At 55.2% G+C, this 26,878-nt stretch carries 25 protein-coding genes; 18 read left to right on the forward strand and 7 right to left on the reverse strand.

The window, feature by feature from the left end; translation table 11 throughout:
* Positions 1-163 precede the first annotated feature (163 nt).
* Positions 164-2,197: a glycoside hydrolase family 3 N-terminal domain-containing protein gene (locus JHD74_RS09330; RefSeq protein ID WP_074028348.1), complete on the forward strand. Its 2,034-nt coding sequence runs from the start codon at positions 164-166 to the stop codon at positions 2,195-2,197.
* Between the two features lie 125 nt (positions 2,198-2,322).
* On the opposite strand, the gene JHD74_RS09335 is transcribed toward JHD74_RS09330, so the two are convergent.
* Entirely contained in the window at positions 2,323-2,847 is a 525-nt protein-coding gene (locus JHD74_RS09335) for an NAD(P)H-dependent oxidoreductase (protein ID WP_024529432.1), read from the reverse strand.
* A 104-nt stretch (positions 2,848-2,951) separates the two neighbouring features.
* Between JHD74_RS09335 and JHD74_RS09340 the strand changes: the two genes are divergently transcribed.
* From JHD74_RS09340 to phnP, 13 genes are all read left to right on the forward strand, one after another.
* The gene (locus JHD74_RS09340) at positions 2,952-3,839 is read left to right on the forward strand and encodes a LysR family transcriptional regulator (RefSeq protein WP_199062510.1); all 888 of its coding nucleotides are present in this window, start codon (positions 2,952-2,954) and stop codon (positions 3,837-3,839) included.
* Between the two features lie 311 nt (positions 3,840-4,150).
* Positions 4,151-6,289, forward strand: a complete 2,139-nt coding sequence (gene nrdD, locus JHD74_RS09345; protein WP_024529434.1) for an anaerobic ribonucleoside-triphosphate reductase — start codon at positions 4,151-4,153, stop codon at positions 6,287-6,289.
* A gap of 277 nt (positions 6,290-6,566) precedes the next feature.
* Positions 6,567-7,031: an anaerobic ribonucleoside-triphosphate reductase-activating protein gene (nrdG, locus tag JHD74_RS09350; protein ID WP_065684291.1), complete on the forward strand. Its 465-nt coding sequence runs from the start codon at positions 6,567-6,569 to the stop codon at positions 7,029-7,031.
* 242 nt (positions 7,032-7,273) lie between these two features.
* A complete protein-coding gene (phnF, locus tag JHD74_RS09355) occupies positions 7,274-8,002 on the forward strand; it encodes a phosphonate metabolism transcriptional regulator PhnF (protein ID WP_024529438.1) in 729 nt (242 codons plus the stop codon).
* On the forward strand, positions 8,003-8,446 hold the full coding sequence (gene phnG, locus JHD74_RS09360; RefSeq protein ID WP_024529439.1) for a phosphonate C-P lyase system protein PhnG: 444 nt from the start codon (positions 8,003-8,005) through the stop codon (positions 8,444-8,446). It abuts the gene before it with no gap.
* A gap of 3 nt (positions 8,447-8,449) precedes the next feature.
* Positions 8,450-9,031 (forward strand): phosphonate C-P lyase system protein PhnH, encoded by a 582-nt coding sequence (phnH, locus tag JHD74_RS09365; RefSeq protein WP_024529440.1) that lies wholly within the window; start codon positions 8,450-8,452, stop codon positions 9,029-9,031.
* On the forward strand, positions 9,031-10,116 hold the full coding sequence (locus JHD74_RS09370) for a carbon-phosphorus lyase complex subunit PhnI (RefSeq protein WP_199062512.1): 1,086 nt from the start codon (positions 9,031-9,033) through the stop codon (positions 10,114-10,116). Before phnH ends, JHD74_RS09370 begins: the two co-directional genes overlap by 1 nt.
* Positions 10,109-10,960 carry an alpha-D-ribose 1-methylphosphonate 5-phosphate C-P-lyase PhnJ gene (locus tag JHD74_RS09375; RefSeq protein WP_024529442.1) on the forward strand — a complete coding sequence of 284 codons (852 nt, stop codon included), beginning with the start codon at positions 10,109-10,111 and terminating at the stop codon, positions 10,958-10,960. The genes JHD74_RS09370 and JHD74_RS09375 overlap by 8 nt, the downstream gene beginning before the upstream one ends.
* On the forward strand, positions 10,960-11,748 hold the full coding sequence (phnK, locus tag JHD74_RS09380) for a phosphonate C-P lyase system protein PhnK (RefSeq protein WP_024483394.1): 789 nt from the start codon (positions 10,960-10,962) through the stop codon (positions 11,746-11,748). The genes JHD74_RS09375 and phnK overlap by 1 nt, the downstream gene beginning before the upstream one ends.
* A 13-nt stretch (positions 11,749-11,761) precedes the next feature.
* Positions 11,762-12,466: a phosphonate C-P lyase system protein PhnL gene (phnL, locus tag JHD74_RS09385; protein WP_199062514.1), complete on the forward strand. Its 705-nt coding sequence runs from the start codon at positions 11,762-11,764 to the stop codon at positions 12,464-12,466.
* Positions 12,463-13,599, forward strand: a complete 1,137-nt coding sequence (phnM, locus tag JHD74_RS09390; protein WP_199062516.1) for an alpha-D-ribose 1-methylphosphonate 5-triphosphate diphosphatase — start codon at positions 12,463-12,465, stop codon at positions 13,597-13,599. The genes phnL and phnM overlap by 4 nt, the downstream gene beginning before the upstream one ends.
* Complete coding sequence (gene phnN, locus JHD74_RS09395; RefSeq protein WP_024529446.1) at positions 13,599-14,159, forward strand: ribose 1,5-bisphosphokinase; 561 nt, start codon at positions 13,599-13,601, stop codon at positions 14,157-14,159. The genes phnM and phnN overlap by 1 nt, the downstream gene beginning before the upstream one ends.
* Before the next feature lie 217 nt (positions 14,160-14,376).
* Entirely contained in the window at positions 14,377-15,126 is a 750-nt protein-coding gene (gene phnP, locus JHD74_RS09400; protein ID WP_199062519.1) for a phosphonate metabolism protein PhnP, read from the forward strand.
* Here the strand turns inward: phnP and JHD74_RS09405 are convergent.
* The 3 genes from JHD74_RS09405 to JHD74_RS09415 form a co-directional block, all read right to left on the reverse strand.
* Positions 15,121-15,756, reverse strand: coding sequence for an NAD(P)H-binding protein (locus tag JHD74_RS09405; protein WP_199062521.1), 636 nt, complete (start codon positions 15,754-15,756; stop codon positions 15,121-15,123). The two genes, phnP and JHD74_RS09405, sit on opposite strands and share 6 nt — an antisense overlap.
* Before the next feature lie 65 nt (positions 15,757-15,821).
* On the reverse strand, positions 15,822-16,877 hold the full coding sequence (locus JHD74_RS09410; protein ID WP_199062523.1) for a DUF1176 domain-containing protein: 1,056 nt from the start codon (positions 16,875-16,877) through the stop codon (positions 15,822-15,824).
* Positions 16,878-16,907: 30 nt separating this feature from the next.
* Positions 16,908-17,339, reverse strand: coding sequence for a YhbP family protein (locus JHD74_RS09415; RefSeq protein ID WP_024529039.1), 432 nt, complete (start codon positions 17,337-17,339; stop codon positions 16,908-16,910).
* Positions 17,340-17,768: 429 nt separating this feature from the next.
* Between JHD74_RS09415 and speFL the strand changes: the two genes are divergently transcribed.
* The 3 genes from speFL to potE all read left to right on the forward strand — a co-directional run bounded on the left by speFL (position 17,769) and on the right by potE (position 21,873).
* A complete protein-coding gene (gene speFL / locus JHD74_RS09420; RefSeq protein WP_112363015.1) occupies positions 17,769-17,873 on the forward strand; it encodes a leader peptide SpeFL in 105 nt (34 codons plus the stop codon).
* Between the two features lie 288 nt (positions 17,874-18,161).
* The gene (gene speF, locus JHD74_RS09425) at positions 18,162-20,324 is read left to right on the forward strand and encodes an ornithine decarboxylase SpeF (protein WP_199062525.1); all 2,163 of its coding nucleotides are present in this window, start codon (positions 18,162-18,164) and stop codon (positions 20,322-20,324) included.
* A gap of 232 nt (positions 20,325-20,556) precedes the next feature.
* On the forward strand, positions 20,557-21,873 hold the full coding sequence (gene potE, locus JHD74_RS09430) for a putrescine-ornithine antiporter (protein WP_024529041.1): 1,317 nt from the start codon (positions 20,557-20,559) through the stop codon (positions 21,871-21,873).
* An 86-nt stretch (positions 21,874-21,959) separates the two neighbouring features.
* On the opposite strand, the gene JHD74_RS09435 is transcribed toward potE, so the two are convergent.
* The gene (locus tag JHD74_RS09435; protein WP_199062527.1) at positions 21,960-23,390 is read right to left on the reverse strand and encodes a 6-phospho-beta-glucosidase; all 1,431 of its coding nucleotides are present in this window, start codon (positions 23,388-23,390) and stop codon (positions 21,960-21,962) included.
* A gap of 37 nt (positions 23,391-23,427) precedes the next feature.
* On the reverse strand, positions 23,428-24,867 hold the full coding sequence (ascF, locus tag JHD74_RS09440) for a PTS cellobiose/arbutin/salicin transporter subunit IIBC (protein WP_199062529.1): 1,440 nt from the start codon (positions 24,865-24,867) through the stop codon (positions 23,428-23,430).
* Positions 24,868-25,065: 198 nt separating this feature from the next.
* Between ascF and JHD74_RS09445 the strand changes: the two genes are divergently transcribed.
* Entirely contained in the window at positions 25,066-26,085 is a 1,020-nt protein-coding gene (locus JHD74_RS09445; protein ID WP_199062531.1) for a LacI family DNA-binding transcriptional regulator, read from the forward strand.
* A 400-nt stretch (positions 26,086-26,485) separates the two neighbouring features.
* Here JHD74_RS09445 and JHD74_RS27040 read toward each other — a convergent pair whose 3' ends face one another.
* Positions 26,486-26,719 carry a helix-turn-helix transcriptional regulator gene (locus JHD74_RS27040; protein WP_199062533.1) on the reverse strand — a complete coding sequence of 78 codons (234 nt, stop codon included), beginning with the start codon at positions 26,717-26,719 and terminating at the stop codon, positions 26,486-26,488.
* Positions 26,720-26,878 lie beyond the last annotated feature (159 nt).

A 26,878-nucleotide genomic window follows, 5' to 3' on the forward strand; every position in this document is an offset into this window, starting at 1 on the left:
CAAATCGCAAATAGATTTATTTCACGCTGTAAAAAAAACATGCAATAATAGGAAAAAATTAGCTTAAAAAAATAACTACATAATAAATATAACAATTTTAATTAAATCACCAGACTGATTTTTTCCATCTGCCTTTTTACCTCTCGTGAAATGGAGCACTTTTATGACCATCAAAAGGAAGTCGATATTTATAGTCAGTGGTTTATTAGCCGCCGGATTGACCGGCTGTGACAATAATGACACCAAGATTACTCCGAGCAATCAGGCGGAGCTGGAGAGCAGAAATATTCCCACGCTTACCGTCGACGGGCTGAAATTTAAAGATCTGAATAAAAACGGCCAGCTAGACCCTTATGAAGACTGGCGTCTTGATAGCGCCACCCGCGCCCGCGACCTGACCGCCCGCATGAACGTGGAAGAAAAAGCCGGTGCCATGATGCACGGCACCATCGGCCTCAATGGTGCTGGCCGCGTCGATATCAGCGCCGCCGAAGAAGATGTTAACCAGCGCTTCGTCAACACCTTCATTACCCGTATGGCGGGCGATCCACAGCATATATCCGCCGATAACAATGCGCTGCAGGAAATGGCCGAGAAGTCTCGCCTCGGTATCCCGGTGACCATCAGTACCGACCCGCGCAACCACTTCGTTAACGATCCTAATGCCACCAGCGTCGCGGCAGGCAGCTTCTCACAATGGCCAGAACCGCTCGGCCTGGCGGCAATCGATGATACGGCACTGTCCAAAACCTTTGGTGATATTGCCCGTCAGGAGTACCGGGCCGTTGGCATCCATATGGCGTTATCACCGCAGGCCGACCTTGCCACCGAACCGCGCTGGGGCCGTATCAACGGTACCTTCGGCGAGGATAACCAGCTCGCCAAACGCCAGGTGCAAGCTTATATCGAAGGCTTCCAGCATGGTGATAAAGGCTTGACCCAAGACAGCGTCATCACCGTGGTAAAACACTTTGCCGGTGGCGGTCCACAGCTTGGCGGGTTGGATCCACACAATATCTTTGGCAAAGAGCAGGTTTACCCAGGCGAGAATCTGGAATACCACCTGGTACCGTTCGAAGGGGCGTTTGCCGCCAATGTGGCCTCGGTGATGCCCTATTACGGCCAACCGATCAACCTGTGGTACAAGGATCAGCTGATTGAAGAAGTAGGCTTTGGCTTTAATAAGCAGGTGTTGACCGAGATGCTGCGTGGCCGCTTTGGCTTCACCGGTGTAGTGCTGAGTGACTGGGGCATCCTGGAAAGCTGCGAAGGTAAATGCGCCACCGGTATCAGCGATGCCGACATCGCCGCCGGAGTCTCGCCTTGGGCTGCCGGGATCGGCATGTCGTGGGGCGTGGAGAACCTCACCCGCCAGGAACGTGTAGTGAAAGCGGTGGAAGCCGGGATCGATCAGTTCGGTGGTACCAGCGATCCCAGCGATCTGATAGAAGCCATCAACCAGCAACAGCTGCCGATCGCCACCATCGACGCTTCCGTCACACGTATTTTGCAGCAAAAGTTTGAGCTAGGGCTGTTTGAGAAACCTTACGTGGACGAAGCCAAAGCGGTGAAAATTGTCGGTAACGCGGAGTTCCAGCAGAAAGGGGATGATGCACAGCGCCGTGCGCAGATCCTGTTGCAGAATAATAATTCCCTGTTGCCACTGGCACTGAGCGGCAAGAAGGTGTTCCTGCATAACGTCAACGCTACCGTGGCGGCCCGCTATGGGTTGGAAGTCGTCGCTACGCCGGAGGAGGCAGAGATCGCCATCCTGCGAGTAGATACACCGCATCAGAACGATCCGCACTACCCGTTTGGCGTTTCGGTCAACTTCGGCCAACTGGGCTTTGACGATGCCGATACCGTGGTGCTGGATCAGAAAGCTGGCACTTACAGCGGCAGTGAAGACTATCAGTTGATCAAACAGGTGAAGGCGCTCAACATTCCAACGGTGATTTCCGTTTACCTCGATCGCCCGGCGATCCTGACCAACATCGTGGATAAAACCGACGTATTGCTGGCCAACTTCGGCGCATCCGATGAGGCGGTGCTGGATGTGATCACCGGCAAGAGCAAGGCTCAGGGTAAGTTACCGTTTGAGCTGCCATCCAGTTGGCAGGCGGTGCTGGACCAGAAAGAGGACGTGCCGCACGATTCGGTCGATCCGCTGTTCCCAATCGGCGCAGGTATTCTGTAATACGGCCCCTCAACCCAACCCTCTCCCAAAGGGAGAGGGAGTAGCCCGAGCTAGTCATCAAGCGGTTGCCACACTTACCACCGAGCAACAAACTTCGGTGTTAAGTGTTCACGATGTCCCCGAACTTAAAAACTCTGTACCAGTTTCACTACCTTCGTCGCTTCCTGTGCCAACACTTCATCACTCATATCAAATACGCCCTGCACCAGGTGTGGCGGCAGGTAATCCATGCCAGTCAGGTTAGCAACGGCGTTAAATGGCCGCAGCAGGTCGGCCACCGGATAGCGGTTATACCCTGCCGGTGAATAGGCCTGCGCATTGCCCCCGGTGCTGACCACCAGTTGCAAAGGCTTACCTTGCAGTTGGGTACCTTCGCTGCCATAGGCGAAACCGTGGGTTAATACCGCATCCTGCCATTCGCTGAGGATCGCCGGTGAGCTGTACCAATAGAACGGAAACAGCATCACCACCACATCGTGCGCCTGCAACAGTTCCTGCTCGCGGGCCACATCAATCTGGTAGTCAGGGTAAACGCGCATCAGTTCATGCACGGTGACGTTAGGTAAAGGACGCAGCGCCTCGATCAGCGCCTTATTGATACGGGAATCGTCAGGGAAACGGTGAGCGGCCAACACTAAAATACGCGACATGGGGAAATCCTTGTGTATCGAAAGTAAGCCATTTTTTCATTTCCTGCGTTTCCGGTGTAGTCTGTAAACAGTCACATTAACTTCAACCTAAAGTATAAACCACTATGTCGCTGCCGATTGACGTGCACCGCCTGTTACCGGCGTTTCTCAGCGCCGCTCAAACACAAAACTTCTCCGCCGCTGCACGCCAGCTGGGCGTGACCCCGGCAGCGATTAGCAAAAATATCCGCGTGCTGGAAGAGAAGCTGGCGCTGCGGCTGTTCCAACGCAACACCCACAGCGTGGTACTGACTGACGAAGGCAAAGCCCTGCTGGAGCAGGTGGCACCGCTATGGCAAGCGCTGACCGCCACGCTGGAGCTGGCCGGGGGCGCACAACTCCCTCCTGCCGGTAGCGTTCGCGTCAGCATGATCCCAGGCTTTGGCCGCCAGGTACTGATGCCGCTGATCCCTGAGTTTTTACAACGCTACCCGATGATCGATCTGGATCTGTCGCTGGATGCCCGGGTGGTGAATCTCGTCGGTGAAGGTTTTGATGTGGGCATCGGCAGCCAGGTCGATCCCGATAGCCGGCTGGTGGCACGCCCGCTCTACCCGATGCAGATGCTATTGGTCGCCTCCCCCGGTTACCTTGCCCAACATGGCACACCGCAGGTGTCGGAAGATCTGCTGCAACATAGCTGCCTGCTGCACCGCAATCCTGCCACCGGGCGAAATGTAAAATGGCCACTGGCACACAAAACGCTGGATCTGCATGGCCGCCTGACTGCCAGCAGCCCGGAGATGTTGCTAGATTCCGCGCTGGCCGGGCTGGGCATAGCTTGCCTGTCGCGCTGGTATGTGGAACAACATTTTGCCCAGGGAACCTTACTACCAGTGCTGCAAGATCACTGGCCAAAACCCACGCAAATCTGGCTCTACTATGCCTCGGCAGATCTGCCACCACGGGTGCGCGTCTGGGTCGATTTTTTACTGGCGCATTTTCGCCGCTAATCGACATGATGCGATCGCAATCACGCTTTAACGATCTTTCGGATAATCGGCATTTTCCATTCAAGCCGCTGATAGCGAGGGTTACAAATATTCCTGTAACGGGTAACTGTACAGGGTTCAAACTGCTCCCCCCATTCTTTGACCCACGTCAAAAAAAGCGGCACCACACCCATATATAGTGCCCATAGAGATTCAATCAACTATATGTAGTAGTTATCCACAATATCATCCACACCCTCCGCAGCCCTTGCGCCCTGCGGTTTTGCCCTGTGGATAAGCCGACGCTCCCCCATGGGGACAGGAGTTACAACGTGAAACCAGTAGTGATTAAACGGGACGGTTGCCAGGTATCTTTTGACGAGATGCTGATCAAGCAGGCCATCGAGCGGGCCGCTTTGGCCGCTGACGTTGTCGATGCCGACTACTGTGCTACCGTCGCCCGCGTGGTCGCTCAACAGATGGAAAACCGACCGCGTGTCGACATCCACGAAATCCAGCAGGCGGTAGAAAACCAGCTGATGTCTGGCCCGTATAAGCAACTGGCACGTACCTACATCGAATATCGCCACGATCGTGACGTCTCGCGTGAGCTGCGCGGGCGGTTGAATCAGGAAATTCGTGGTCTGGTGGAACAAAGCAACGTCGCGCTGCTCAATGAGAACGCCAATAAAGACAGCAAGGTGATCCCTACCCAGCGCGATCTGCTGGCCGGTATCGTTGCCAAGCACTACGCCAAACAGCATATCCTGCCGCGCGACGTGGTGTTGGCGCATGAGCGCGGCGAAATCCACTATCACGATCTCGACTACTCACCGTTCTTCCCGATGTTCAACTGTATGCTGATCGATCTGAAAGGCATGCTGACCAACGGCTTCAAGATGGGTAACGCCGAGATCGAGCCGCCGAAGTCGATCTCCACCGCCACTGCCGTGACCGCGCAAATCATCGCCCAGGTCGCCAGCCACATTTATGGCGGCACCACCATCAACCGAATCGATGAGATCCTGGCCCCCTTCGTTACCGAGAGCTTCCACAAGCATCAGCAGGTAGCGCAGCAGTGGCAGATCCCGGACGTGGCTGGCTATGCGATGACCCGCACCGAGAAAGAGTGCTACGACGCCTTCCAGTCTCTGGAATACGAAGTCAATACCCTGCACACCGCCAACGGCCAGACGCCGTTTGTCACCTTCGGTTTCGGCCTGGGCACCAGTTGGGAATCGCGCATGATCCAGCAGTCGATCCTGAAAAATCGCATCGCCGGGCTGGGTAAAAACCGTAAAACCGCCGTGTTCCCGAAACTGGTCTTCGCTATCCGCGACGGCCTGAATCACAAATTTGGTGACGCCAACTACGACATCAAACAGTTGGCATTGGAATGTGCCAGCAAACGCATGTATCCGGACATTCTCAATTACGATCAGGTGGTCAAGGTCACCGGTTCGTTTAAAACGCCGATGGGTTGCCGCAGCTTCCTTGGCACCTATGAAGAGAACGGCGAGCAGATCCACGATGGCCGCAACAATATCGGCGTGATCAGCCTGAACCTGCCGCGTATTGCTCTGGAAGCTCAGGGTAACGAAGAGCGTTTCTGGCAGTTGCTGGATGAGCGTCTACTGCTGGCCAAGAAAGCCCTGATGACCCGCATTGCCCGCCTGGAAGGCATCAAGGCCCGCGTGGCACCGATCCTGTATATGGAAGGAGCCTGCGGCGTAAGGTTGAAGGCCGACGACAATATCGCGGAGATCTTCAAGAACGGCCGCGCCTCGATTTCGCTGGGCTACATCGGCGTGCATGAAACCATCAATGCACTGTTTGGCGCAGAAAAACACGTGTACGACGACGAGCAACTGCGCGCCAAAGCTATCGCCATCGTTGAGCGCCTGAAAAACGCCACCGAAAGCTGGAAAGAAGAAACTGGCTACGGTTTCAGCCTGTACAGCACGCCAAGTGAGAACCTGTGCGATCGCTTCTGCCGCCTGGATACCAGCGAGTTTGGCGTAGTCGCTGGGGTGACAGACAAAGGTTATTACACCAACAGTTTCCACCTCGACGTGGAGAAAAAGGTTAACCCGTACGACAAGCTGGACTTCGAGGCACCGTATCCACCTTTGGCCAACGGCGGTTTCATCTGTTACGGCGAATACCCGAACCTGCAGCACAACCTGAAGGCGCTGGAAGACGTGTGGGATTACAGCTACACCCGCGTGCCTTATTACGGCACCAACACGCCGATCGATGAATGCTACGAGTGTGGCTACACCGGTGAGTTCTCCTGCACCAGCAAGGGCTTCACCTGCCCGAAATGTGGCAACCATGATTCGGCAAAAGTGTCGGTGACCCGCCGCGTGTGTGGTTATCTGGGCAGCCCGGATGCCCGGCCGTTCAACGCCGGTAAGCAGGAAGAGGTGAAACGCCGGGTGAAACACCTGGGCAATGGGCAGATCGGCTAACTATCGCGAATGCCCCCTCACCCTAACCCTCTCCCACAGGGAGAGGGGACCGAATGTGCCACTCTTAACGACAGCATTCATCCTCAACATAGTCTAGCTACAGAGTAACTTCTGCATCTAAGCACAACATCGGGCCAGTTCCCTCTTACTAAAGGAGAGGCTTGAGATGAGTGGATGCGTCACAGGTGACTTCCATACCTGACCACCGCACCGTACCAGCTCCCTCTCCCTGTGGGAGAGGGGTGGGGTGAGGGGCAATATAAAAGAACGCAACACTATGAATTTTCACCAGTATTATCCTATCGACGTGGTCAACGGCCCCGGCACCCGCTGCACGCTGTTTGTCGCAGGCTGCGTGCACCAATGCCCCGGTTGTTATAACAAAAGCACCTGGCGGTTGAACTCCGGCCTGCCGTTTACCCAGCAGATGGAAGACCAAATCATTTCCGATCTCAACGACACGCGTATTCCACGCCAAGGGTTGTCGCTGTCCGGTGGCGATCCGCTGCACCCGGCCAACGTCGCCGCCGTATTGCAGTTGGTCAAGCGAGTACACGCCGAATGCCCCGGCAAAGATATCTGGCTGTGGACAGGCTATAAGCTGGATGAACTGAATAGCGAGCAGATGCAGATCGTCGATCGGATTAACGTGTTGATAGACGGCAAGTTTGTGCAGGATTTAAAAGACCCGGCGCTGATCTGGCGCGGTAGCGCTAATCAGGTGGTGCACAAGCTGCGCTAGTTTGTCCGGTTTGGTGCAGCGTACGCTGCGCCCCCTTCTTCCCTTTCAAAATATCACCCCGTCCTAACCCCACACACCATCATCTCCCTGTCCCAAATAGTTCATCAGTTCGCCACCTACGCGTCACCTGATTGTCATCTGCCCCCGGCAACATTAGCCCAACTTTGTTACCGAGTGCCGATCATGAATGCTATCGCCGCTTTTTCGCTTTCTCCCCCAACCGAAGTGCCGAGGTGTTAGCTATGACGCACTTATCTAGACATCCGACCAGTTATCCCACCCGATATCAGCAGATCGCCGCCCAGTTGGAGCAGGAGCTGTGCAGCCAATACCGCTGTGGAGATTATCTGCCATCAGAACAACAGCTTGCCGAGCGTTTTGAGGTCAATCGCCACACGCTGCGCCGCGCCGTAGACGAGCTGGTAGAGCGCGGTTGGCTGCAGCGCCGCCACGGCATCGGCATTCTGGTGCTGCTACGCCCGTATAACTATCCGCTGCACGCCAATACCCGCTTCAGCCAGAACCTGTTCGAGCAGGGCAGCCACCCCACCAGTGAGCGCTTACTTGCTGTTTTACGCCCGTGCAATGGGCATATCTCCAGCGCGCTCAACCGTGAAGAGGGGGAAACTATTATCCACTTACGCACCCTGCGCCGGGTGAACGGCGTTCCTCTCAGCGTGATCGACCACTATCTGCCCGATCTGGACTGGTGGCCCGCACTGCAACAGTTCCACAGCGGCTCGCTGCATGAGTTTATCCAACAGCAGATCCACCAGCCGCTGACACGCCGCCAAACCCGCATCAGCGCACGACGTGCCCAGGCCAAAGAGAGCCGCCTGCTGGAGATCGCCACCCATGCCCCCTTGCTATGCGTACGCACCCTAAATACCTGTATCGGCAGCGATTTGGTGGCGGAATACTCCGTCAGCCTGGCGCGCGCCGACATGATCGAACTGACGATGGAGCACTGAATGCAATCCTTACAGCAGAGACAACGCTGGATGTCGGTCCTGGCGCATAGCCAACCCGCCCAGTTGCGCAGCCACTGGCAGGCGCTGAACCTCAACCCAAGCTACCAGCGCCTGCGCGCCCCTGAGATTGGCCTGACACAGCTGCTAGGACGGATGGGAGCGACCGGCCGCCGCTTTGTGTTGGGCGATATGACCGTAACCCGCGCCGTGGTGCAGTTGGAAAACGGTGCCCAAGGCTACAGCTACGTAACCGGGCGTGACAGGGAACATGCCGAACTCTGTGCGCTGATCGACGCCTTGCTACAACAACCCGCCAACCATGAATTGCTACAGCTTCAACTGATCGAGCCCCTGGCCGCACTGCAACAGGAGCAGCGCCAACTGCGCGCCCGTGCCGTAGCTGCCAGCCGGGTAGACTTCTTTACGCTGGTGCGAGGGGATTAAACCATGACGTTATTAGCCGGCTTTGACCAGCCGATTGAGCAATCCCAGTCTGCTTTCCGTTTGATTTTAAAGGCGTTGAGTGAACCTGGCGTGATTGTTGAACTGCCTGGTTGCCCGACATGGGGTGCGCTGAACGCCGCCAGCACCGCCGTGATACTGACGCTGGCGGATCAGGAAACCCCGCTTCAGCTCTGCTCCACACTAAATAGTGAGCAAGTGCTAACTAACATTCGTTTTCATACCGGTGCTCCGCTGGCTACCCGGCAGGAAGATATCCAACTTGCGGTATGGGATGACCAGTTACGGCCTGCCGAACTAAGCGCTTTACCCCACGGCAGTGAAGTCTCACCGGAGTTCGGTGCCACGTTGGTAGTGCAAATTGCCGCATTGGCAGGCAGCCACACACTGCGCCTTTCCGGCCCCGGCATTGAAAAACAACGGGAAATCTCCCCGCCGTTGCCAGCTGCACTACGGGCTTATCTACTCGAACGGCCTCAGCGCTTCCCGCTGGGCCTGGACATTATCTTGACCTGCGGTGAGCGCCTGATGGCGCTACCAAGAACCACCCGCGTGGAGGAGTGCTGATGTACGTTGCGGTGAAAGGGGGCGAAAAGGCCATCGAGGCTGCCCATCAACTTCAGGAAAATCTGCGCCGGGGTGACGAAACTGTCCCAGCGCTCAGTGCTGAGCAAATCGGTGAACAACTTGGCCTGGCGGTTGACCGGGTAATGACAGAGGGCGGTATTTACGATCGCCAACTGGCTGCACTGGCCATCAAACAGGCCAGCGGCGATCTGGTAGAGGCTATTTTCCTACTGCGCGCCTATCGTACCACCCTACCGCGCCTGGCCGTCAGCGAACCACTGGTTAGCGAGAACATGCGGCTTGAGCGGCGCATCTCAGCGGTTTACAAAGACTTGCCTGGCGGCCAGGTGCTCGGCCCGACCTACGACTATACCCACCGCCTGCTGGATTTTGCGCTGTTGGCCAACGGTGAAACACCTTCGACACCGCAGGCCGATGAACCGCTACCAGAGAGCTGCGCCCACGTGTTCGACCTGCTTAATCAGCAACGGTTGGCGCTGGCAGAAGAAGATGACGGCAGCACTCCGGACGATATTACCCGCAACCCGCCGGTCTATCCCTGCTCCCGCTCGGCGCGCTTACAGCAACTGGTGCGTGGCGATGAGGGCTTTCTGTTGGCACTGAGCTACTCCACCCAGCGCGGCTATGGCCGTAACCATCCGTTCGCTGGAGAGATCCGCAGCGGTTACGTTACCGTGGAGATCGTGCCGGAAGAGTTGGGTTTCGCCGTCGATATCGGTGAGATCCTGCTGACTGAGTGCGAGATGGTGAACGGTTTTGTCGACCCGCAGGACCGCCCACCGCACTTCACCCGTGGCTATGGGCTGGTATTTGGCCGCTCGGAACGTAAAGCCATGGCGATGGCGCTGGTGGATCGCGCCCTGCAAACCGCCGAGTACGGCGAAGACGTTGCGGGCCCGGCGCAGGACGAAGAGTTTGTGCTGGCGCACGCCGATAACGTGGAGGCCGCCGGTTTTGTCTCCCACCTCAAGCTGCCGCACTACGTCGATTTCCAGGCTGAGCTGGAGCTGCTCAAACGCCTGCAGCAGGAATTTGCCGCTCTTCAGGAGAACCGCCATGAGTGAAGTATTGACCGGCTATAACCTCGGTTATCTGGATGAACAAACCAAGCGCATGATCCGCCGCGCCATCCTCAAGGCGGTGGCGATCCCCGGTTATCAGGTGCCGTTTGGTGGCCGTGAGATGCCAATGCCTTATGGTTGGGGCACCGGTGGCATCCAGATCACCGCCAGCATCATTGGCCGTGCCGACGTGCTGAAGGTTATCGACCAGGGTGCCGACGACACCACCAACGCGGTCTCTATCCGCCGTTTCTTCCAGCGCGTAGCCGGGGTTGCTACCACCGAGCGCACGCCAGAAGCTACGCTGATCCAGACCCGCCACCGTATTCCGGAAACGCCCTTACAGGCGGATCAAATCCTGATTTATCAGGTGCCCATCCCCGAGCCACTGCGCTTTATCGAACCGCGTGAGACCGAGACGCGCAAGATGCACGCGCTGGAAGAGTACGGCGTGATGCAGGTGAAGCTGTATGAAGATATCGCCCGCTATGGCCATATCGCCACCACCTATGCCTATCCGGTGAAGGTTAACGATCGCTATGTGATGGACCCTTCGCCGATCCCAAAATTCGATAACCCGAAGATGCACATGATGCCCGCATTGCAGTTGTTCGGGGCCGGGCGTGAAAAACGCATTTACGCCCTGCCGCCGTTTACCAAGGTGGAAAGCCTGGACTTTGACGACCATCCGTTCAGCGTGCAGCAGTGGGAAGAACCTTGCGCTCTATGCGGTTCGCGCCACAGCTATCTGGATGAGGTGGTGCTCGACGACCAGGGCAGCCGAATGTTCGTCTGCTCAGACACCGATTTCTGCCAGCAACAACTCAACCAAGAGGTATCGCACTGATGACTTCCGCTCCATTGAGTGCCACGCCGTTGCTGACGGTCGACAACCTCACCCACCTTTACGCGCCGGGCAAGGGTTTCAGCAACGTGTCATTCGATATTTATCCCGGTGAAGTGCTGGGCATCGTCGGCGAATCCGGCTCGGGTAAAACCACGCTGCTCAAGTCGATCTCCGCCCGGCTGGCCCCGCAACAGGGGCAGATCCTTTACCGCCCACAACCGGGACAACAGCAGGATCTGTACGCGATGGCAGAAAGCGATCGCCGCCGCCTGCTGCGCACCGACTGGGGAGTGGTCCATCAGCATCCGCTCGATGGTCTGCGGCCACAGGTGTCTGCCGGTGGCAACATCGGTGAGCGCCTGATGGCGATCGGCCAGCGCCATTACGGTGATATTCGCCAGCAGGCCAAACAGTGGCTGGAAGACGTGGAGATCCCGGTTTCTCGTCTGGATGATCTGCCCACCACCTTCTCCGGCGGTATGCAGCAGCGCTTGCAGATCGCCCGCAATCTGGTGACCCATCCCAAGCTGGTGTTTATGGATGAGCCGACCGGCGGGCTGGACGTTTCCGTGCAGGCGCGCCTGCTGGATCTGCTGCGCAATCTGGTGGTGGAAATGCAGCTGGCGGCGGTGATCGTCACTCACGATCTGGGGGTAGCACGCCTGCTGGCCCACCGTTTGCTGGTGATGAAGGAAGGTGAAGTGGTGGAAAGCGGTCTGACCGATCGGGTGCTGGACGACCCGCACCATCCGTACACCCAACTGCTGGTCTCTTCGGTTCTGTCGTAACGTAGGTGAGATAATGACAATTAAAATCCGGGTTGAACACCTGAGTAAAACCTTTGTCCTGCACCAACAGCACGGCACCCGCCTGCCGGTTTTGCAGGATGCCAACCTGACCGTCAACAGCGGCGAATGCGTGGTGCTGCATGGCCACTCCGGCAGCGGGAAATCCACCCTGCTGCGCTCGCTGTATGCCAACTATCTGCCAGACAGCGGCAAAATCTGGATCCATCACCAAAACGACTGGCTGGAGCTGGTTCAGGCCGAAGCTCGTCAGATCCTGTCGGTGCGCCGCCACACCATAGGATGGGTCAGCCAGTTTCTACGGGTGATACCCCGCATCAGCGCGCTGGAAGTGGTGATGCAGCCGCTGCTGGAATCCGGCGTTGAGCGTAGCGAATGCCGTGAACGCGCCGAAGCCCTACTCAGCCAGCTCAACGTGCCACAGCGCCTCTGGCAATTGGCCCCTTCGACCTTCTCCGGTGGTGAGCAACAGCGGGTGAATATCGCCCGTGGCTTTATCAAGGATTACCCCATCCTGCTGCTTGACGAGCCTACCGCCTCCCTCGACAGTCGCAACAGCGCGGCGGTGGTGAACCTGATCGAACAGGCCAAACAGCGTGGCGCAGCCATCGTCGGTATTTTCCACGACGAAGGCACCCGTCAGCAGGTGGCAGACCGTTTACATACCATGCAGGCCCCACAGGTTCTGGAGACGCCATGATTATCAATAACGTCAAGCTGGTGCTGGAACACCAGATCGTTGCAGGTTCACTGGAAATGACCGATGGCGTGATCCGCAGCTTTGCCGATACCCCAAGCCAGCTACCGCAGGCGCTGGATGGCGAAGGCGGCTGGTTGCTGCCCGGGTTGATTGAACTGCATACCGACAATCTGGACAAGTTTTTCACTCCGCGCCCCAACGTGGACTGGCCAGCGCATTCGGCCATGAGCAGCCACGACGCGCTGATGGTCGCCAACGGCATCACCACGGTGCTGGATGCGGTGGCGATCGGTGACGTGCGCGACGGTGGGCACCGGCTGGAAAACCTGCAAAAAATGATCGATGCGGTGATCTACAGCCAGCGAGCCGGAGTGAACCGGGCCGAACACCGGCTCCACCTGCGCTGCGAGCTGCCCCATAGCAGCACCCTGCCACTGTTCGAACAGCTGATGGATAAACCGGGCGTGTCCTTGGTGTCGCTGATGGACCATTCGCCAGGCCAGCGACAGTTCGCTTCCCGTGAGAAATACCGTGAATACTACCAGGGAAAATATCACCTCAATGACCAGCAGATGAGCGAGTTTGAGGTAGAGCAGATCGGTCTGTCCGAACGCTGGGCCACACCGAACCGCGAGGCGATCGCCGCCCACTGCCGGGCACGCAATATCGCCCTGGCCAGCCACGACGACGCCACCGCCGAACACGTCAGCGAATCCAGTGCGCTGGGCAGTGTGATTGCCGAATTCCCGACCACCGAAGCGGCAGCCCGAGCCTCGCATCAGCAAGGTTTGCAGGTGCTGATGGGCGCGCCGAATATCGTGCGCGGGGGCTCACACTCCGGCAACGTTGCGGCACATCATCTAGCGGCCCTTGGCGTGCTGGATATCCTCTCTTCCGATTATTACCCTGCCAGCCTGTTGGATGCGGCGTTTCGTCTGGCAAACGACGATCGCAACGCGTTCAGCCTGCCGCAGGCGGTACAACTGATCACCCGCAACCCTGCACGGGCGTTGGGCTTGAAGGATCGTGGCCTGATCGCCGAGGGGTTGCGCGCCGATCTGGTATTAGCCAGGCCGCACGGCGAGCATATCTACGTGCAAAACGTCTGGCGCCAGGGCAAGCAGGTGTTCTGATGGCCTATCTCATCTACCTGATGGGCCCGTCCGGAGCAGGCAAGGACAGCCTGCTCGAACGGTTACGGGCCGCCACCGGTGCCGGGCCGCTGGTGGCGCACCGTTACATCACCCGCCCGGCCAATGCTGGCTGCGAGAACCATATCGCCCTGAGCGAACAGGAGTTTCTGCGCCGCCGCGCCAAAGGATTATTCGCCCTGGACTGGCAGGCGCACGAACACCATTACGCCTTTGGTATCGAGGTCGATCTGTGGTTATTGCAAGGGATCGACGTGGTGGTCAACGGATCCCGCGCTCATCTGCCACAGGCGCTACAACGCTACGGTGCCCAACTGCTGCCGGTCTGCCTACAGGTATCCCCACCGGTGTTGCGTAAAAGGCTGGAACAGCGCGGGCGGGAAAACGCGATACAGATCGAGCAACGGCTCGCACGGGCGGCTGACTATCAGCAGACCCTACCGATTGGCTGCCACCTGCTGGATAACAATGGCGATCTCGGACATACCCTCGACGCATTGCTGGCCTTAACCGAAAAACAACCACAGGACACTCTGTCATGAGGTGAGCAGTCAAGTTTGAGCACAGTGACGCCCCTCACCCTAGCCCTCTCCCAAAAGGAGAGGGGACAGAACGTGCCACAAATTAACTTCCGAACCTGTCTTCAGCTCCGTATCGGTTGGGATTGATGGAGAGCTCAATGCACCAAAACGGCACCGTACCAGCTCCCTCTCCCTTTGGGTGAGGGGAGATCCATACCGTCAACAAGAGGAAACCAACATGCAACTGACCTTTCTTGGTACCGGCGGGGCACAACAGGTGCCCGCCTTTGGCTGCGAATGCCTGGTGTGCCAACGGGCGCGGCGTGAACCGGCATTTCGGCGGCGACCGTGCAGTGCGATGATCAAATTTGAAGGGGAAACGACGTTGTTGGACGCGGGATTGAGCTCGTTGGAAAGGCGTTTTGCGGCGGGGGAAATTCAACGTTTTTTACTGACACATTACCACATGGATCACGTTCAGGGGTTATTTCCTTTGCGCTGGGGGTGTGGAAATGCGATCCCGGTCTATGGCCCGGCAGATGAACAAGGCTGTGACGACTTGTTCAAACACCCCGGTATTCTGGCATTCCAACCCCCGCTACATCCCTTTGAAACGGTTGAACTAGGCGGGCTGCACGTCACGCCGTTGCCGTTAATCCACTCCAAACTCACCCACGGCTATCTGATCCAGGCGGCAGGCAAAATCCTGGCATACCTGACCGACACCGTCGGCCTGCCGCCAGAAACCACACGCTACCTGCAACAGGTCACTCTCGATTTACTGGTGTTGGATTGCAGCCTGCCGCCGCAGCCACAGACACCGCGTAATCACAACGATCTGCCCCGTGCGCAGGAGATCCAGCAACGCTTGCAACCACGGCGTACGCTGCTGACGCACATCAGCCATCACCTCGATTTATGGTTGATGGCCAACGAACTGCCGCCCGGCATGGAACTGGCATTCGATAATCTCTGCGTTGAGCTATAAACGGTGCGAGCAGTGCAACTGGTCGGATTCTAAAATCTTGACCCCGCGGCCTGGGCTGAAGGCCTGTGTCAGCAACGTTTGCGCCACGTCTTTGGCGGCAACGCCCTTCCATTTACCAGGCAATAGACCAAACAACGGTTGACTGAGTCGCTCCAGCAAACGCGGCTCCGCACGAGAACCGAACAACATTGAAGGGCGTACCAACGTCAGGCGTGGCCAGTTTTGCTCACGCAGCGCCTGCTCCATCTGCCCTTTGGTGCGGTTATACAAGAATACAGAGCCTGGATTAGCCCCAATAGCGCTCACCACCAGGCAATGCTGCGCACCAAGGCGCTGCCCGGTAAGGGCCGTTTCAACCACTAACTGATAGTCGACGTGGCGGAATGCCTCTGCGCTACCAGCCTGACTGCGCGTGGTACCCAGGCAGCAGAATACCGCATCCACCGGCTGTGTCAGTTGCGTCAACAACTCGTGCAGATCGCTGCCGATCGGGTTGTGCAATTTGGCGTGTGGCGGCAGCGCCTTACGCGTAGGGGCAATTACCGAAGTGACCTGACTATCTGCCAACAGCAGACGCAACAGTTCACTCCCCACCAGCCCGCTGGCGCCTGTGATCAGTACCCGTGCCATATGATTTCCCCCTCACCTCTGTATGCTCAAGGCACAAAACTGCCCGTGGAGACTCTCTGGGTCCCTTACTGCGCCGCTTTCACCTCAGCGACGTACGTCGGTAAATCCCAGGTTCCGCCCGCATGGATTAAACGGCACAGGCCGGTGGTGGCCTCGTTGCTTTGACGGAACGCCGTGCCATCCCATACCCAACTGGCGGTAGCCCAGCAATCACCCAATCCACGCCCCTTTTGCCCCATTGAGATTATCCCTTCATCATAGCCGGAGCCGGAATTGGTCACCAAGACCGGGGCCTGCTTCAGGGCACTGTCGATCACCCAATAGCCGTAACCTTCGTTATAGGCCGCCCGCCAACACACGGCGGTTATCAGGGCATGACCATTGCCAAGCGGGGTCAGCGTGATGCCATCTTCGCTTGCGCCGTCATTATCCTGTGGGGACTGCATGCGGTCGCAATCATCCGGTTTCAGCGTCGCCAGCAGTTTGGGAGTCAGCGCGGCGATCTCGGGTGCCGTAAGCGGGCGTTCTTCCGCCTTGGGCACCTTCACTGCCTGGATCACCGGGGCAGGAATAGCGGCTGGCACGCTGCTTTCCGGCTTGTCGCCTTTTTTAGTCAGGGCACCAGGCGTGCCGATACGCCCCTGCACATCATCCATCTTCAATAAGGTGGCCGAAGCCCCATCGCCTGACAGCACGAAAGGTGCCGGGCCGCCTTTAAATTCAACCGTGCCGCTGCCTTTGATTGCGCCGATCAGTGCCAGAGTCTGGCTTGCTGACAGGTTCCAGTTTCCATCCTTGGTCGGTTTGAGCGCCCCCGCCGCCTTGCCGTTGATCCACAACGTCAGCTTTGCCACCGGGGCTGAGTCACCCCCTTCGTAATCCGCCAAGGTCACTTCCCCCGTTGGGACGGTGCCAGGGCCAGCAATGCGCGTGAGCAGCACCGAGCCGTTCGAATCGCTTGGCTCATCTTCATTAGCGTAGCCCGCCGCACGACAGGTATTGGTGTTGTCACAGGCCAGTTCCCAGTTCTTATGGCCAAAGGAAACGCCGCTATCTTGCGCCATCGCAGGGGAAACCAATGCCGCCAGTAGCGATAATGCGGCTATCTCGGTGTTTTTCATGCCATCGATCCTTAATATTCAGCTGGTTTGTCAACGTGCCCAGTGCAGTTTTTTGCCAAAGCCCAGGGTGTTATCGGTCATCTTCACTTCCTGCAACGCGATCTGCCAAATAGGCGCTTTCATCACCTTGGCCACCGGGAAGCGTTTGCAGTAGCGCGTTCGGGCAAGTTCAGCCTCGTCTCCCGCCAACAGAGTGATTTCCCCCGCATATTGTACCCCTTTGATCAACGCAATGGTCTTGGGCTGGGGGGCAATAGTGCCAACCACCCGGTTGTTCCTTTGCATCAGTTCGCCGTGGCGGGTATGCGGCTCGGTCATCAGCCATAGCGCCATGCGCTCGGCATCGAATACGTAAAAGCAGTTGGCGCACCACATTGCCGTGCCATCACCGGCACACAGCGTGAGCACATGCTGCTTACTGAGAAAACGGATAATGTGCAGCCGATCTTCACTCTGATTCAACGTAAGTTCTCCTTTTCACCTCCGCCATCTTACCCGCAGATTTGAAGGCAGTCACAATTAGCGACAAATTATGCCCAACATAAAACTAGCATATTCATTGGCAATCCATGCATCTTTATGCAAGATAAACCTGAGCGCAGTAATAACAAATAAAAAACATCCTAGCTCTATTCCTGCTATTACCTGTTTATATTAAAGGCGGTTTTCAGGGGTTGAGTTAGCCTAAGCCAAATTTATCCAGTCCGCTGGCTCCATTTGTAGCAATTGCTTCACATATGCCTTCGCTGCAGAATTCATAGCTATTCACTTCGATGCATAGAAATTGAATAGTTAAGTATAAATCGCATAATTAACGTGATCTGCATCACTTTATTTCCGCATTTAGGGGATAAAATAGCGCCAAGTCCGAAACCCATAGGTAGATGGAAAATGGAAAACAACAACAGAAAGATGGCTCACATCCGACGAACTACACATATTATGATGATGGCTCACCGCAGCTGCTTTAGCTTTGCCTTTTTTAACTTCAGATAAACTCCCTCCTCTGCGTTCTTATTGCGTCTTGCAGTCAGACCTATGCCAACGATCATTCCCTGCGCCTGACGGCGACGGTATCGCTATGTTTTTGTTCAAAACAGAGTGGATCCGGCATAATTGCAACCTCGTTTAAGAACCCAAAAAATATTTCGTCAAAATAAACTCGTAACCTAATTATGTTCGATGAACATGATTACGCTCACGCATACCTTTATTTTAACGAAAATACTTCCTGGCAAAGACCTTATTTGCCGGCGGGATATTTTCGCCTGAAGAATGATAAAAATGAACAAACTAAAAATTGCAGCGAACCAAAAAACTCTCTCTTGTTTTGAAACCACACGTGAAATTAGCGATGTGCACCACAGCGACTTTAATGACGTAGCCGCCATCGTGCTTTCCGTGCAAGACGTACAGCAAGGCCTGGTGGCACAGCTGGAAGAAACCGGTTTAAACATCCCGATCTTTGTCGCCGTCTGCTGTGAAGAAGAACTGGATAACGCCGTATTACCGGCGCTGAACGGCGTTTTTGAACTCTGTGGTAAGAACACCCAATTCTACGGCAAGCAGCTGGAAGCCGCAGCGGTAAAATATGAAAGCGAGCTGCTACCGCCGTTCTTTAATACCCTGACCCAATATGTAGAGATGGGTAACGCCACCTTCGCCTGCCCAGGCCATCAGGGCGGTGAGTTCTTCCGAAAGCATCCCGCTGGCCGCCAGTTCTTTGATTTCTATGGCGAAACGCTGTTCCGCTCCGATATGTGCAACGCCGACGTTAAGCTGGGCGATCTGCTAATCCACGAAGGCGCGCCTTGTGACGCCCAAAAACACGCCGCCAAGGTGTTCAACGCCGATAAAACCTATTTCGTGTTGAATGGGACTTCGGCTTCCAACAAAGTAGTGACCAACGCTCTACTGAGCCGTGGCGATCTGGTGCTGTTCGACCGTAACAACCATAAGTCCAACCACCATGGCGCGCTGATCCAGGCCGGGGCAACGCCGGTATATCTCGAAACAGCACGTAACCCATTCGGCTTTATCGGCGGCATCGATGCTCACTGCTTTGAAGAAGGCTATCTGCGCCAGCAAATCCGTGAAACTGCACCGGAACGCGCTAACGACGCTCGCCCATTCCGCCTCGCGATTATCCAACTGGGTACCTACGACGGCACGATCTATAACGCCCGCCAGGTCGTCGACAAGATTGGCCACCTGTGTGACTACATCCTGTTTGATTCTGCCTGGGTCGGCTATGAGCAGTTCATCCCAATGATGAAAGACTGCTCGCCACTGCTGCTGGAGCTGAACGAAAACGATCCGGGGATCATCGTTACCCAGTCGGTACACAAACAGCAGGCCGGCTTCTCACAAACTTCGCAGATCCATAAAAAAGACAAGCACATCAAAGGACAAGATCGTTACTGCAACCATAAACGTTTCAATAACGCCTTTATGTTGCACGCGTCCACCAGCCCATTCTACCCGCTGTTTGCCGCACTGGATGTGAACGCTAAAATGCATGAAGGCAAGAGCGGCCAGCGCCTGTGGAAAGAGTGTGTGCGCATCGGCATTGAGTCGCGCAAAATGCTGTTGGACACCTGCACCATGATCAAACCTTTCGTACCGGAGCAAATCGACGGTAAACCTTGGCAATCCTACAGCACTGAAGCCATGGCCAACGACCTACGCTTCTTCAACTTTATCCCTGGCGAAAAATGGCATGCCTTCGAGGGTTATGAAGAATCACAATACTTTGTGGATCCCTGCAAACTGCTGTTGACCACGCCGGGCATCGATACCGCCAGCGGCGAGTACAGCAGCTTCGGTATCCCAGCCACCATTCTGGCTAACTACCTGCGCGAAAACGGTATTGTGCCCGAAAAATGCGACCTGAACTCCATCCTGTTCTTGCTCACCCCGGCGGAAGATATCGCCAAAATGCAGCATCTGGTGGCGCTGATTGCCCGCTTCGAAAAACACGTCGAACAAGACTCCTTGCTGAGTGAAGTCCTGCCGACCGTGTACAAGAACAACGAAAAACGTTACCAGAACTACACCCTGCGCCAGCTGTGCCAAGAGATGCACGATCTCTACGTCAGCTACAATGTGAAAGAATTGCAGAAGGAAATGTTCCGTAAGAGCCATTTCCCACGCGTCGCCATGGATCCACAAACCGCCAATACCGAATTCGTACGTGGCAAGGTGGAACTGGTTTCTCTCGCTAAAGCCGAAGGCCGCATTGCCGCTGAAGGGGCATTACCTTACCCACCGGGCGTGCTGTGCGTAGTCCCGGGCGAAATCTGGGGAGGCTCTGCTCAACGCTATTTCCTGGCACTGGAAGAAGGGATTAATTTATTACCTGGATTCGCCCCTGAATTACAAGGCGTGTATATCCAGCAGGATGAAGATGGCTGGAACCGGGCTTACGGCTATGTCATGAAAGCGTAATTAACTTTACCGGAGGCGGCATATTTCCTTGCCGCCAGACATATTTAGCTATTCCTCGAATTTCAAAAAGAATCCATACCCTATGGATTTCAAGTTGCAGCTAGGCGACAAGCTATCTCATCCCCAGGAGCTTACGTTTTTGTAAGTGACTGGGGTGAGATAGCGCAGGTACCAACGCTGCAGCTTGAAAGACGACGGGTATAATTTGAGGAATATAAGAGCGAGAACGATCATGAGCAAATCCAATAATAAGATGGGGGTTGTGCAATTAACGATCCTGACAGCGGTTAATATGATGGGGTCCGGCATAATTATGCTACCAACCAAGCTGGCCGAAGTGGGGACAATCTCCATCGTTTCCTGGTTGGTGACTGCCGTAGGCTCGATGGCCTTAGCCTATGCGTTTGCCAAATGCGGCATGTTCAGCCGTAAATCCGGCGGGATGGGCGGCTATGCCGAGTACGCTTTCGGTAAATCTGGCAACTTTATGGCCAACTACACCTATGGCGTTTCGCTGCTGATCGCCAATATCGCCATCGCCATTTCTGCCGTGGGTTATGGCACCGAGCTGTTTGGTGTTGCCCTGACACCCTTGGGCATCTGTATTGCCACTATCGCCGTGCTGTGGCTGGCTACGGTTGCCAACTTCGGTGGCGCACGCATCACCGGGCAGATCAGCGGGATCACCGTCTGGGGGGTAATTATTCCGGTGGTCGGTATCTCGATTATCGGTTGGTATTGGTTCAGTGGCACCGCTTATCTCGCCGCCTGGAACCCGCATGCGGTGCCAACCTTTGAAGCCATCGGGTCTTCTATCTCGATGACACTGTGGGCTTTCCTCGGTCTTGAATCTGCCTGTGCCAATACCGACGTGGTAGAAAACCCGGAACGTAACGTACCTATCGCCGTACTCGGTGGCACACTGGGTGCCGCAGTGATCTACATTGTTTCCACCAACGTGATCGCCGGTATCGTGCCAAATATGGAACTGGCTAACTCCACCGCGCCGTTTGGCCTGGCGTTCTCACATATGTTCAACCCAACGGTCGGTAAAATCATCATGGCGTTGATGATCATGTCCTGCGTGGGTTCGCTGCTGGGCTGGCAGTTCACTATCGCCCAGGTATTCAAATCCTCTGCCGACAGCGGCTTCTTCCCGAAAATCTTCTCTAAAGTCAGTAAATCAGATGCACCTGTTAAAGGCATGCTGACCATCGTGATTATTCAGAGCGTGATGTCGCTGATGACCATCAGCCCGTCGCTGAATAAGCAGTTTAACGTGCTGGTTAACCTGGCCGTGGTGACCAATATTATTCCGTATATCCTGTCGATGGCCGCGCTGATTATTATCCAGAAAGTAGCCAAAGTACCGGAGAACAAGGCGCGTATTGCCAACGTGATTGCCGTGATTGGTGCACTGTATAGCTTCTATGCGCTTTACAGCTCCGGTGAAGAGGCAATGATGTGGGGCGCTATTGCTACATTCTTCGGTTGGACTTTGTACGGGTTGGTTTCACCTCGCTTTGAGATGGCTGAGAAGAAGGCGTGAGTTTTGATAACAAAGGGCGCTGTAAGCAGCGCCCATAAAGTTTAGGTTTATCAGTTGTCTAAATGGGCACTTCGGTACCCATTTGGCTAACTCAAATCCGCCCCATTGCTGGCAATCACCTTCTTATACCAGTAAAACGATTTCTTTCTGGTTCTGGCCAAAGTGCCATTACCCTGGTCATCGCGGTCCACATAGACAAAGCCATAGCGCTTACTCATTTCCCCGGTAGAAGCAGAAACCAGATCGATACAGCCCCAGGAGGTGTAACCCATCACCGGGATACCATCCTCGATAGCGTCTGCCATAGCTTTGATATGCTCACGCAAGTAGCTGATGCGGTATTCGTCGTCGATCTCGCCCTGCGGATTGATTTCGTCCTTCGCTCCCAGCCCGTTCTCCACCAGGAACAACGGTTTCTGGTAACGGTCATACATCATGTTCATAGTGATGCGCAGGCCCAGCGGATCGATACCCCAACCCCACTCACTGGCCTGGATATGTGGGTTTTTCAGCGATTTGACGATATTGGCCGCGCTGCTGTTGTGCTCATTCATATCAGCCGAGGCGCAGCGGGAGGCGTAATAGCTGAAGGAGACAAAATCAACGCTGTTTTTGAGGATCTCACTGTCGCCTGGCTCCATTGCTATAGTGATACCCTTTTCCTGAAACAGGCGCTTGGTGTACGACGGGTAAGCGCCGCGAGCCTGAACGTCGATGAAGAACAGGTTCTCGCGATCTTTCTCCAGCGCAGCCCAGACGTCTTCGGGTTTACAGGACCACGGGTAGAAATTGCCCCCAGCCAGCATGCAGCCAACCTGATTGTGCGGGTTAACCTCATGGGCGATTTTGGTCGCTAACGCGCTGGCCAACAGTTCATGATGCGCCGCCTGATATTTCACCTGCTCCTGATTATCGCCTGGCTCGAACACCAGCCCCGCGCCGGAGAACGGGCTGTGCAGCAGGATATTGATTTCATTAAATGTCAGCCAGTATTTCACCAGACCATCAAAGGCCTCAAAACAGGTACGGGCGTAGTGCGTGAAGAACTCCACCATTTTCCGGTTGCGCCACGAACCGTATTCCCGCACCAGATGCATCGGCACATCAAAGTGGCACAGCGTAACCAGCGGTTCGATGCCGTGCTTTTTGCACTCATTGAAAACGTCACGGTAGAAAGCGATCCCTTCCGCGTTCGGCACTCTTTCATCCCCGTTAGGGAAAATGCGGCTCCAGGCGATCGAAGTACGGAATACGCTGAACCCCATCTCTGCCATCAGGGCAATGTCATCTTTATAGCGGTGATAAAAATCGATGCCAACATGGCTGGGATAGAACTCATCCTCCCGCAGCTCAAAGCGCTTTTGCTGGCCCAGCTTTACCGCCAGCCGATCTTTGCCATGAGGGATCATATCAACCGTGGTCAGCCCTTTACCGCCCTCAAGGTAAGCGCCTTCGGCCTGGTTAGCCGCTAGTGCACCACCCCATAAAAAGTCTGCGGGGAAAACAGATGCTGGCATAAGATACCTCTTCTCAAATATGCATTTTTACAACAGGTTATACGGATAACGCGGGCGCTGATTTAGCTTTTTCACTTTCCGCCTCTTCGGTGACCGGGATATCTTCAAAGCCCAGCAACAGCGTAAGGATGAAGGAAAGCACCACCGCCAAAATCATCACGCCAAACACCCAGACAATGGTCATTGGGTTGGCCGGATCAAAGAACTGCACGCTGGTAAACAGGCCCGGAGAGGCCATCGAGTGGCTCGCCAATCCGGCAATTCCGGCCACGCCGCCGCAGACAAAGCCACTGATCAGCGCTGCGATAAGCGGGCGCTTCAGGCGTATTGCCACCCCGTAAAGCGCGGGTTCTGAAATCCCGGCCACAATCGCCGATGCCGCAGCGGCCAGCGCCGTCTGACGCAGTTCCGGGTTTTTGGTACGCCAGGCAACCGCCAACGATGAACCGCCCAGCGAGAGGTTGGCACCAATTTCAGAGGGCATCACCATGCCTTCTTTGCCGGTTTCCGCGATGGTTTGAATGATGGTTGGCGTAAATACGCGGTGCATCCCGGTCATAACCAGCAGCGGCCAAAGCCCACCCATAATCGCTACAGATAGCCACCCCAAGTAGCTATGAATGGTGTACACCAGCGCGGAAATGCCGCTACCAATCCAAATGCCCAGCGGGCCAATCAACAAGATGGCAATCGGCGCAGAGATCAGCACAATCAGCATCGGTTTGAGGAAGTTTTTCGTCACGGCTGGCGTGATGCGATCGACCCATCTTTCAATGTAGGAGAGCAACCAGGTCATGAACAACGCCGGGATCACCGTGTAGGTGTATTTCACCGCCGTGACAGGTATGCCCATAAATTCAACCTGCTGGCCCTGCGCGGCTTTCGCCATCAGATCGATAAATGCGGGGTGAACCAATACCCCGGCAATCGCAATCGCCAGCGACATATTGGTTTTGAATTTTACCGCTGCGGAAGCGGCAACCATCACCGGCAGGAAGAAGAACGCCCCGTCGCCAATAACGTTGAGGATAATCAGCGTCGAGGAGCCTTTGCCGAACACGCCGGTCATATCCAGGATCATGGCGAGCAGTTTCACCATCGAGCCGCCGATAATGGCCGGGATCAGCGGTGACATGGTGCCAATCAGCGCGTCCAGGATCCCCGCACCGATACGTTTGAGAGTGATTTTGCTCTTTTCCGGCGCCGGTTGCTGGGCTACCGCCCCTTCGGGCAACAGTTTCAACACCTCGGCATAGGCCTGTGAAACGGTGTTGCCAATGATCACCTGACACTGATTTTCGCTTCTTACCACACCCAGTACGCCACCAATTGCCTTCAGCCTGGCGGCATCGACGAGGGTGTCGTCGTTGAGCACAAAGCGTAAACGCGTCATGCAATGAGTCACCGCCGCGACGTTACTCGCTCCCCCAACTGCATCCACTATCGATCTTGATACCGCCGCATAATTCTTAGACATGAGGACCACTCTCATAGATAGGTAACCGGTTTCACATAAGAGTGTTGATATTAAGATTGCAGATCAATCGATATATTTATTTATTGTCTGTTCTGTGACTGAGATCGACATGAGTGGGTTTGCGGTGCTGCGAATGGCCTGCTCTAACGCAGTGGAATGTGTAGAATGGGGATAATTGTTAAAAGCCGGGAAAACCCTATGTCTACCATGCAGGAAGTGGCAAAAAAAGCAGGCGTCTCAAAAGCCACTGTTTCACGCGTTCTTTCCGGCAAAGGGTACGTCAGCGAAGCCACCAAAGATCAGGTGTTTAAAGCCATCGAAGAAGCGGGTTATCGTCCCAATCTACTGGCGAGAAATCTGGCCACCAATAAATCCCAGTGCATTGGCCTGGTGGTCACCAACACCCTCTATAACGGCAGTTATTTCAGCGAGATACTTTCCCAGGCGGCGCAAAAGCTGGAAGACAACGGTCGCCAGTTGATTTTGGTGGACGGCAAACACAGTGCCGCAGAGGAGCAAGAGGCGATCCAATTCCTGCTCGATTTACGCTGCGACGCCATCATTATCTACCCGCGTTTCTTAACCATCGAAGCGATGGACGACATCATTGAGCAGCACAAACAACCCATCATGGTGGTTAACCGTAGGCTGAGAAAACATCACAGCCACTGCATCTGCTGCGACCACAAAGGAGCCAGCTTTAAGGCAACAAAATACCTGATTGAGCAGGGCCACCGGAATATCGCTTTTATTACCGGCTCACTGGATTCGCCAACGGCTATTGAGCGATTATCCGGTTATAAAGAAGCCTTGAATCAATATGATATCGGGCTTGATGATAAACTCATCTTTAAAGGAAAGTGGACACCAGCCAGCGGTGCGGCAGCGATGGAGTCCTTGCTCAAGGATAAAATCACGTTTAGTGCAGTACTGGCCAGCAATGATGATATGGCCATTGGTGCCATCAAGAAATTGAACGAGGCGGGCATTGCCGTCCCCAATGAGGTCTCCGTGATCGGCTTCGATAATATCCCAACGGCTCCCTATCTCTCCCCGGCGTTATCCAGCGTTAAAGACCCGGTGAGCGATATGATGAGCGAAGTGATCGACCGGCTGATCGCTATGCTAGACGGCGGCTATCTGTCAAAGGACAACGTTTTTATTTCGGAGCTGCTGGTTAGAGATTCTGTTGCTAAGGGACCTTTTTGGGAGCAGTGAGCTAGTTTACTGCCTATACGGCAGTAAACTAGCGAGCACAGTATGCAGCACCAACTGCGCACGGGTAACTTTAACCTCGTTCATCACGGAATTATAATACGCGTTTTCTGTCCCATTCTTGATGGCGACTCGCCAGCCTAAAATCACTCTCGCGAGCACATCAATCATAAGCGAAGACGTGCCACGTGCATACGTAACCATATGTTTATTCAATTAATTATTACATTCCCGTCGTATCTATCTTCCTCTTAAACAGAGAATGACAGGCAATGATCAAGTCGCTGTTAATTCGTTAGAAACAAGCTATCTCCTCACTCATCTTTCAGGTAATACCGCCTTTTCATGTCAACAGGATTTATAAATGCGTATTTATCTGAGCCCGAGTCGAAATTGGTGTAACTCAATCCAGTGAGTTAGTAGGTATTAACAGTGACTGTATACTCTTTGCTCCTAATTTTCTTAAGGCAAGCCGCTTATAATGCCCCACCAATTTAGAACTAATAGAAAGCATTTGAGCTATCTGCTTATAATTAAATTCCATTAAAATACCACTTAATACTTGCCGTTCACGTAACGATAAAGGCTGAGTGTTTTTTTTGTTACATGTAAAAAGCTCTGTCTGTCTCTTATACACATCTGACGCTGCCGACGATGCCAACTAAAAAAGGGGTGGGGGGGGGGGGGGGGGGGGGGGGGGGGGGGGGGGGGGGGGGGGGGGGGGGGGGGGGGGGGGGGGGGGGGGGGGGGGGGGGGGGGGGGGGGGGGGGGGGGGGGGGGGGGGGGGGGGGGGGGG

It is taken from the genome of Serratia sp. ASV30, from assembly GCF_016428815.1.
GTDB classification, from domain to species: Bacteria; Pseudomonadota; Gammaproteobacteria; order Enterobacterales; family Enterobacteriaceae; genus Chania; species Chania fonticola_C.

Bases quoted from the DNA above. Each gene is read 5' to 3' on its own strand.
- JHD74_RS09330 (WP_074028348.1), top strand. From the start codon at position 164: ATGACCATCAAAAGGAAGTCGATATTTATAGTCAGTGGTTTATTAGCC.
- JHD74_RS09335 (WP_024529432.1), bottom strand. From the start codon at position 2,847: ATGTCGCGTATTTTAGTGTTGGCCGCTCACCGTTTCCCTGACGATTCC.
- JHD74_RS09340 (WP_199062510.1), top strand. From the start codon at position 2,952: ATGTCGCTGCCGATTGACGTGCACCGCCTGTTACCGGCGTTTCTCAGC.
- nrdG (WP_065684291.1), top strand. From the start codon at position 6,567: ATGAATTTTCACCAGTATTATCCTATCGACGTGGTCAACGGCCCCGGC.
- phnF (WP_024529438.1), top strand. From the start codon at position 7,274: ATGACGCACTTATCTAGACATCCGACCAGTTATCCCACCCGATATCAG.
- phnG (WP_024529439.1), top strand. From the start codon at position 8,003: ATGCAATCCTTACAGCAGAGACAACGCTGGATGTCGGTCCTGGCGCAT.
- phnH (WP_024529440.1), top strand. From the start codon at position 8,450: ATGACGTTATTAGCCGGCTTTGACCAGCCGATTGAGCAATCCCAGTCT.
- JHD74_RS09370 (WP_199062512.1), top strand. From the start codon at position 9,031: ATGTACGTTGCGGTGAAAGGGGGCGAAAAGGCCATCGAGGCTGCCCAT.
- JHD74_RS09375 (WP_024529442.1), top strand. From the start codon at position 10,109: ATGAGTGAAGTATTGACCGGCTATAACCTCGGTTATCTGGATGAACAA.
- phnK (WP_024483394.1), top strand. From the start codon at position 10,960: ATGACTTCCGCTCCATTGAGTGCCACGCCGTTGCTGACGGTCGACAAC.
- phnL (WP_199062514.1), top strand. From the start codon at position 11,762: ATGACAATTAAAATCCGGGTTGAACACCTGAGTAAAACCTTTGTCCTG.
- phnM (WP_199062516.1), top strand. From the start codon at position 12,463: ATGATTATCAATAACGTCAAGCTGGTGCTGGAACACCAGATCGTTGCA.
- phnN (WP_024529446.1), top strand. From the start codon at position 13,599: ATGGCCTATCTCATCTACCTGATGGGCCCGTCCGGAGCAGGCAAGGAC.
- phnP (WP_199062519.1), top strand. From the start codon at position 14,377: ATGCAACTGACCTTTCTTGGTACCGGCGGGGCACAACAGGTGCCCGCC.
- JHD74_RS09405 (WP_199062521.1), bottom strand. From the start codon at position 15,756: ATGGCACGGGTACTGATCACAGGCGCCAGCGGGCTGGTGGGGAGTGAA.
- JHD74_RS09410 (WP_199062523.1), bottom strand. From the start codon at position 16,877: ATGAAAAACACCGAGATAGCCGCATTATCGCTACTGGCGGCATTGGTT.
- speFL (WP_112363015.1), top strand. From the start codon at position 17,769: ATGGAAAACAACAACAGAAAGATGGCTCACATCCGACGAACTACACAT.
- speF (WP_199062525.1), top strand. From the start codon at position 18,162: ATGAACAAACTAAAAATTGCAGCGAACCAAAAAACTCTCTCTTGTTTT.
- potE (WP_024529041.1), top strand. From the start codon at position 20,557: ATGAGCAAATCCAATAATAAGATGGGGGTTGTGCAATTAACGATCCTG.
- JHD74_RS09435 (WP_199062527.1), bottom strand. From the start codon at position 23,390: ATGCCAGCATCTGTTTTCCCCGCAGACTTTTTATGGGGTGGTGCACTA.
- ascF (WP_199062529.1), bottom strand. From the start codon at position 24,867: ATGTCTAAGAATTATGCGGCGGTATCAAGATCGATAGTGGATGCAGTT.
- JHD74_RS09445 (WP_199062531.1), top strand. From the start codon at position 25,066: ATGTCTACCATGCAGGAAGTGGCAAAAAAAGCAGGCGTCTCAAAAGCC.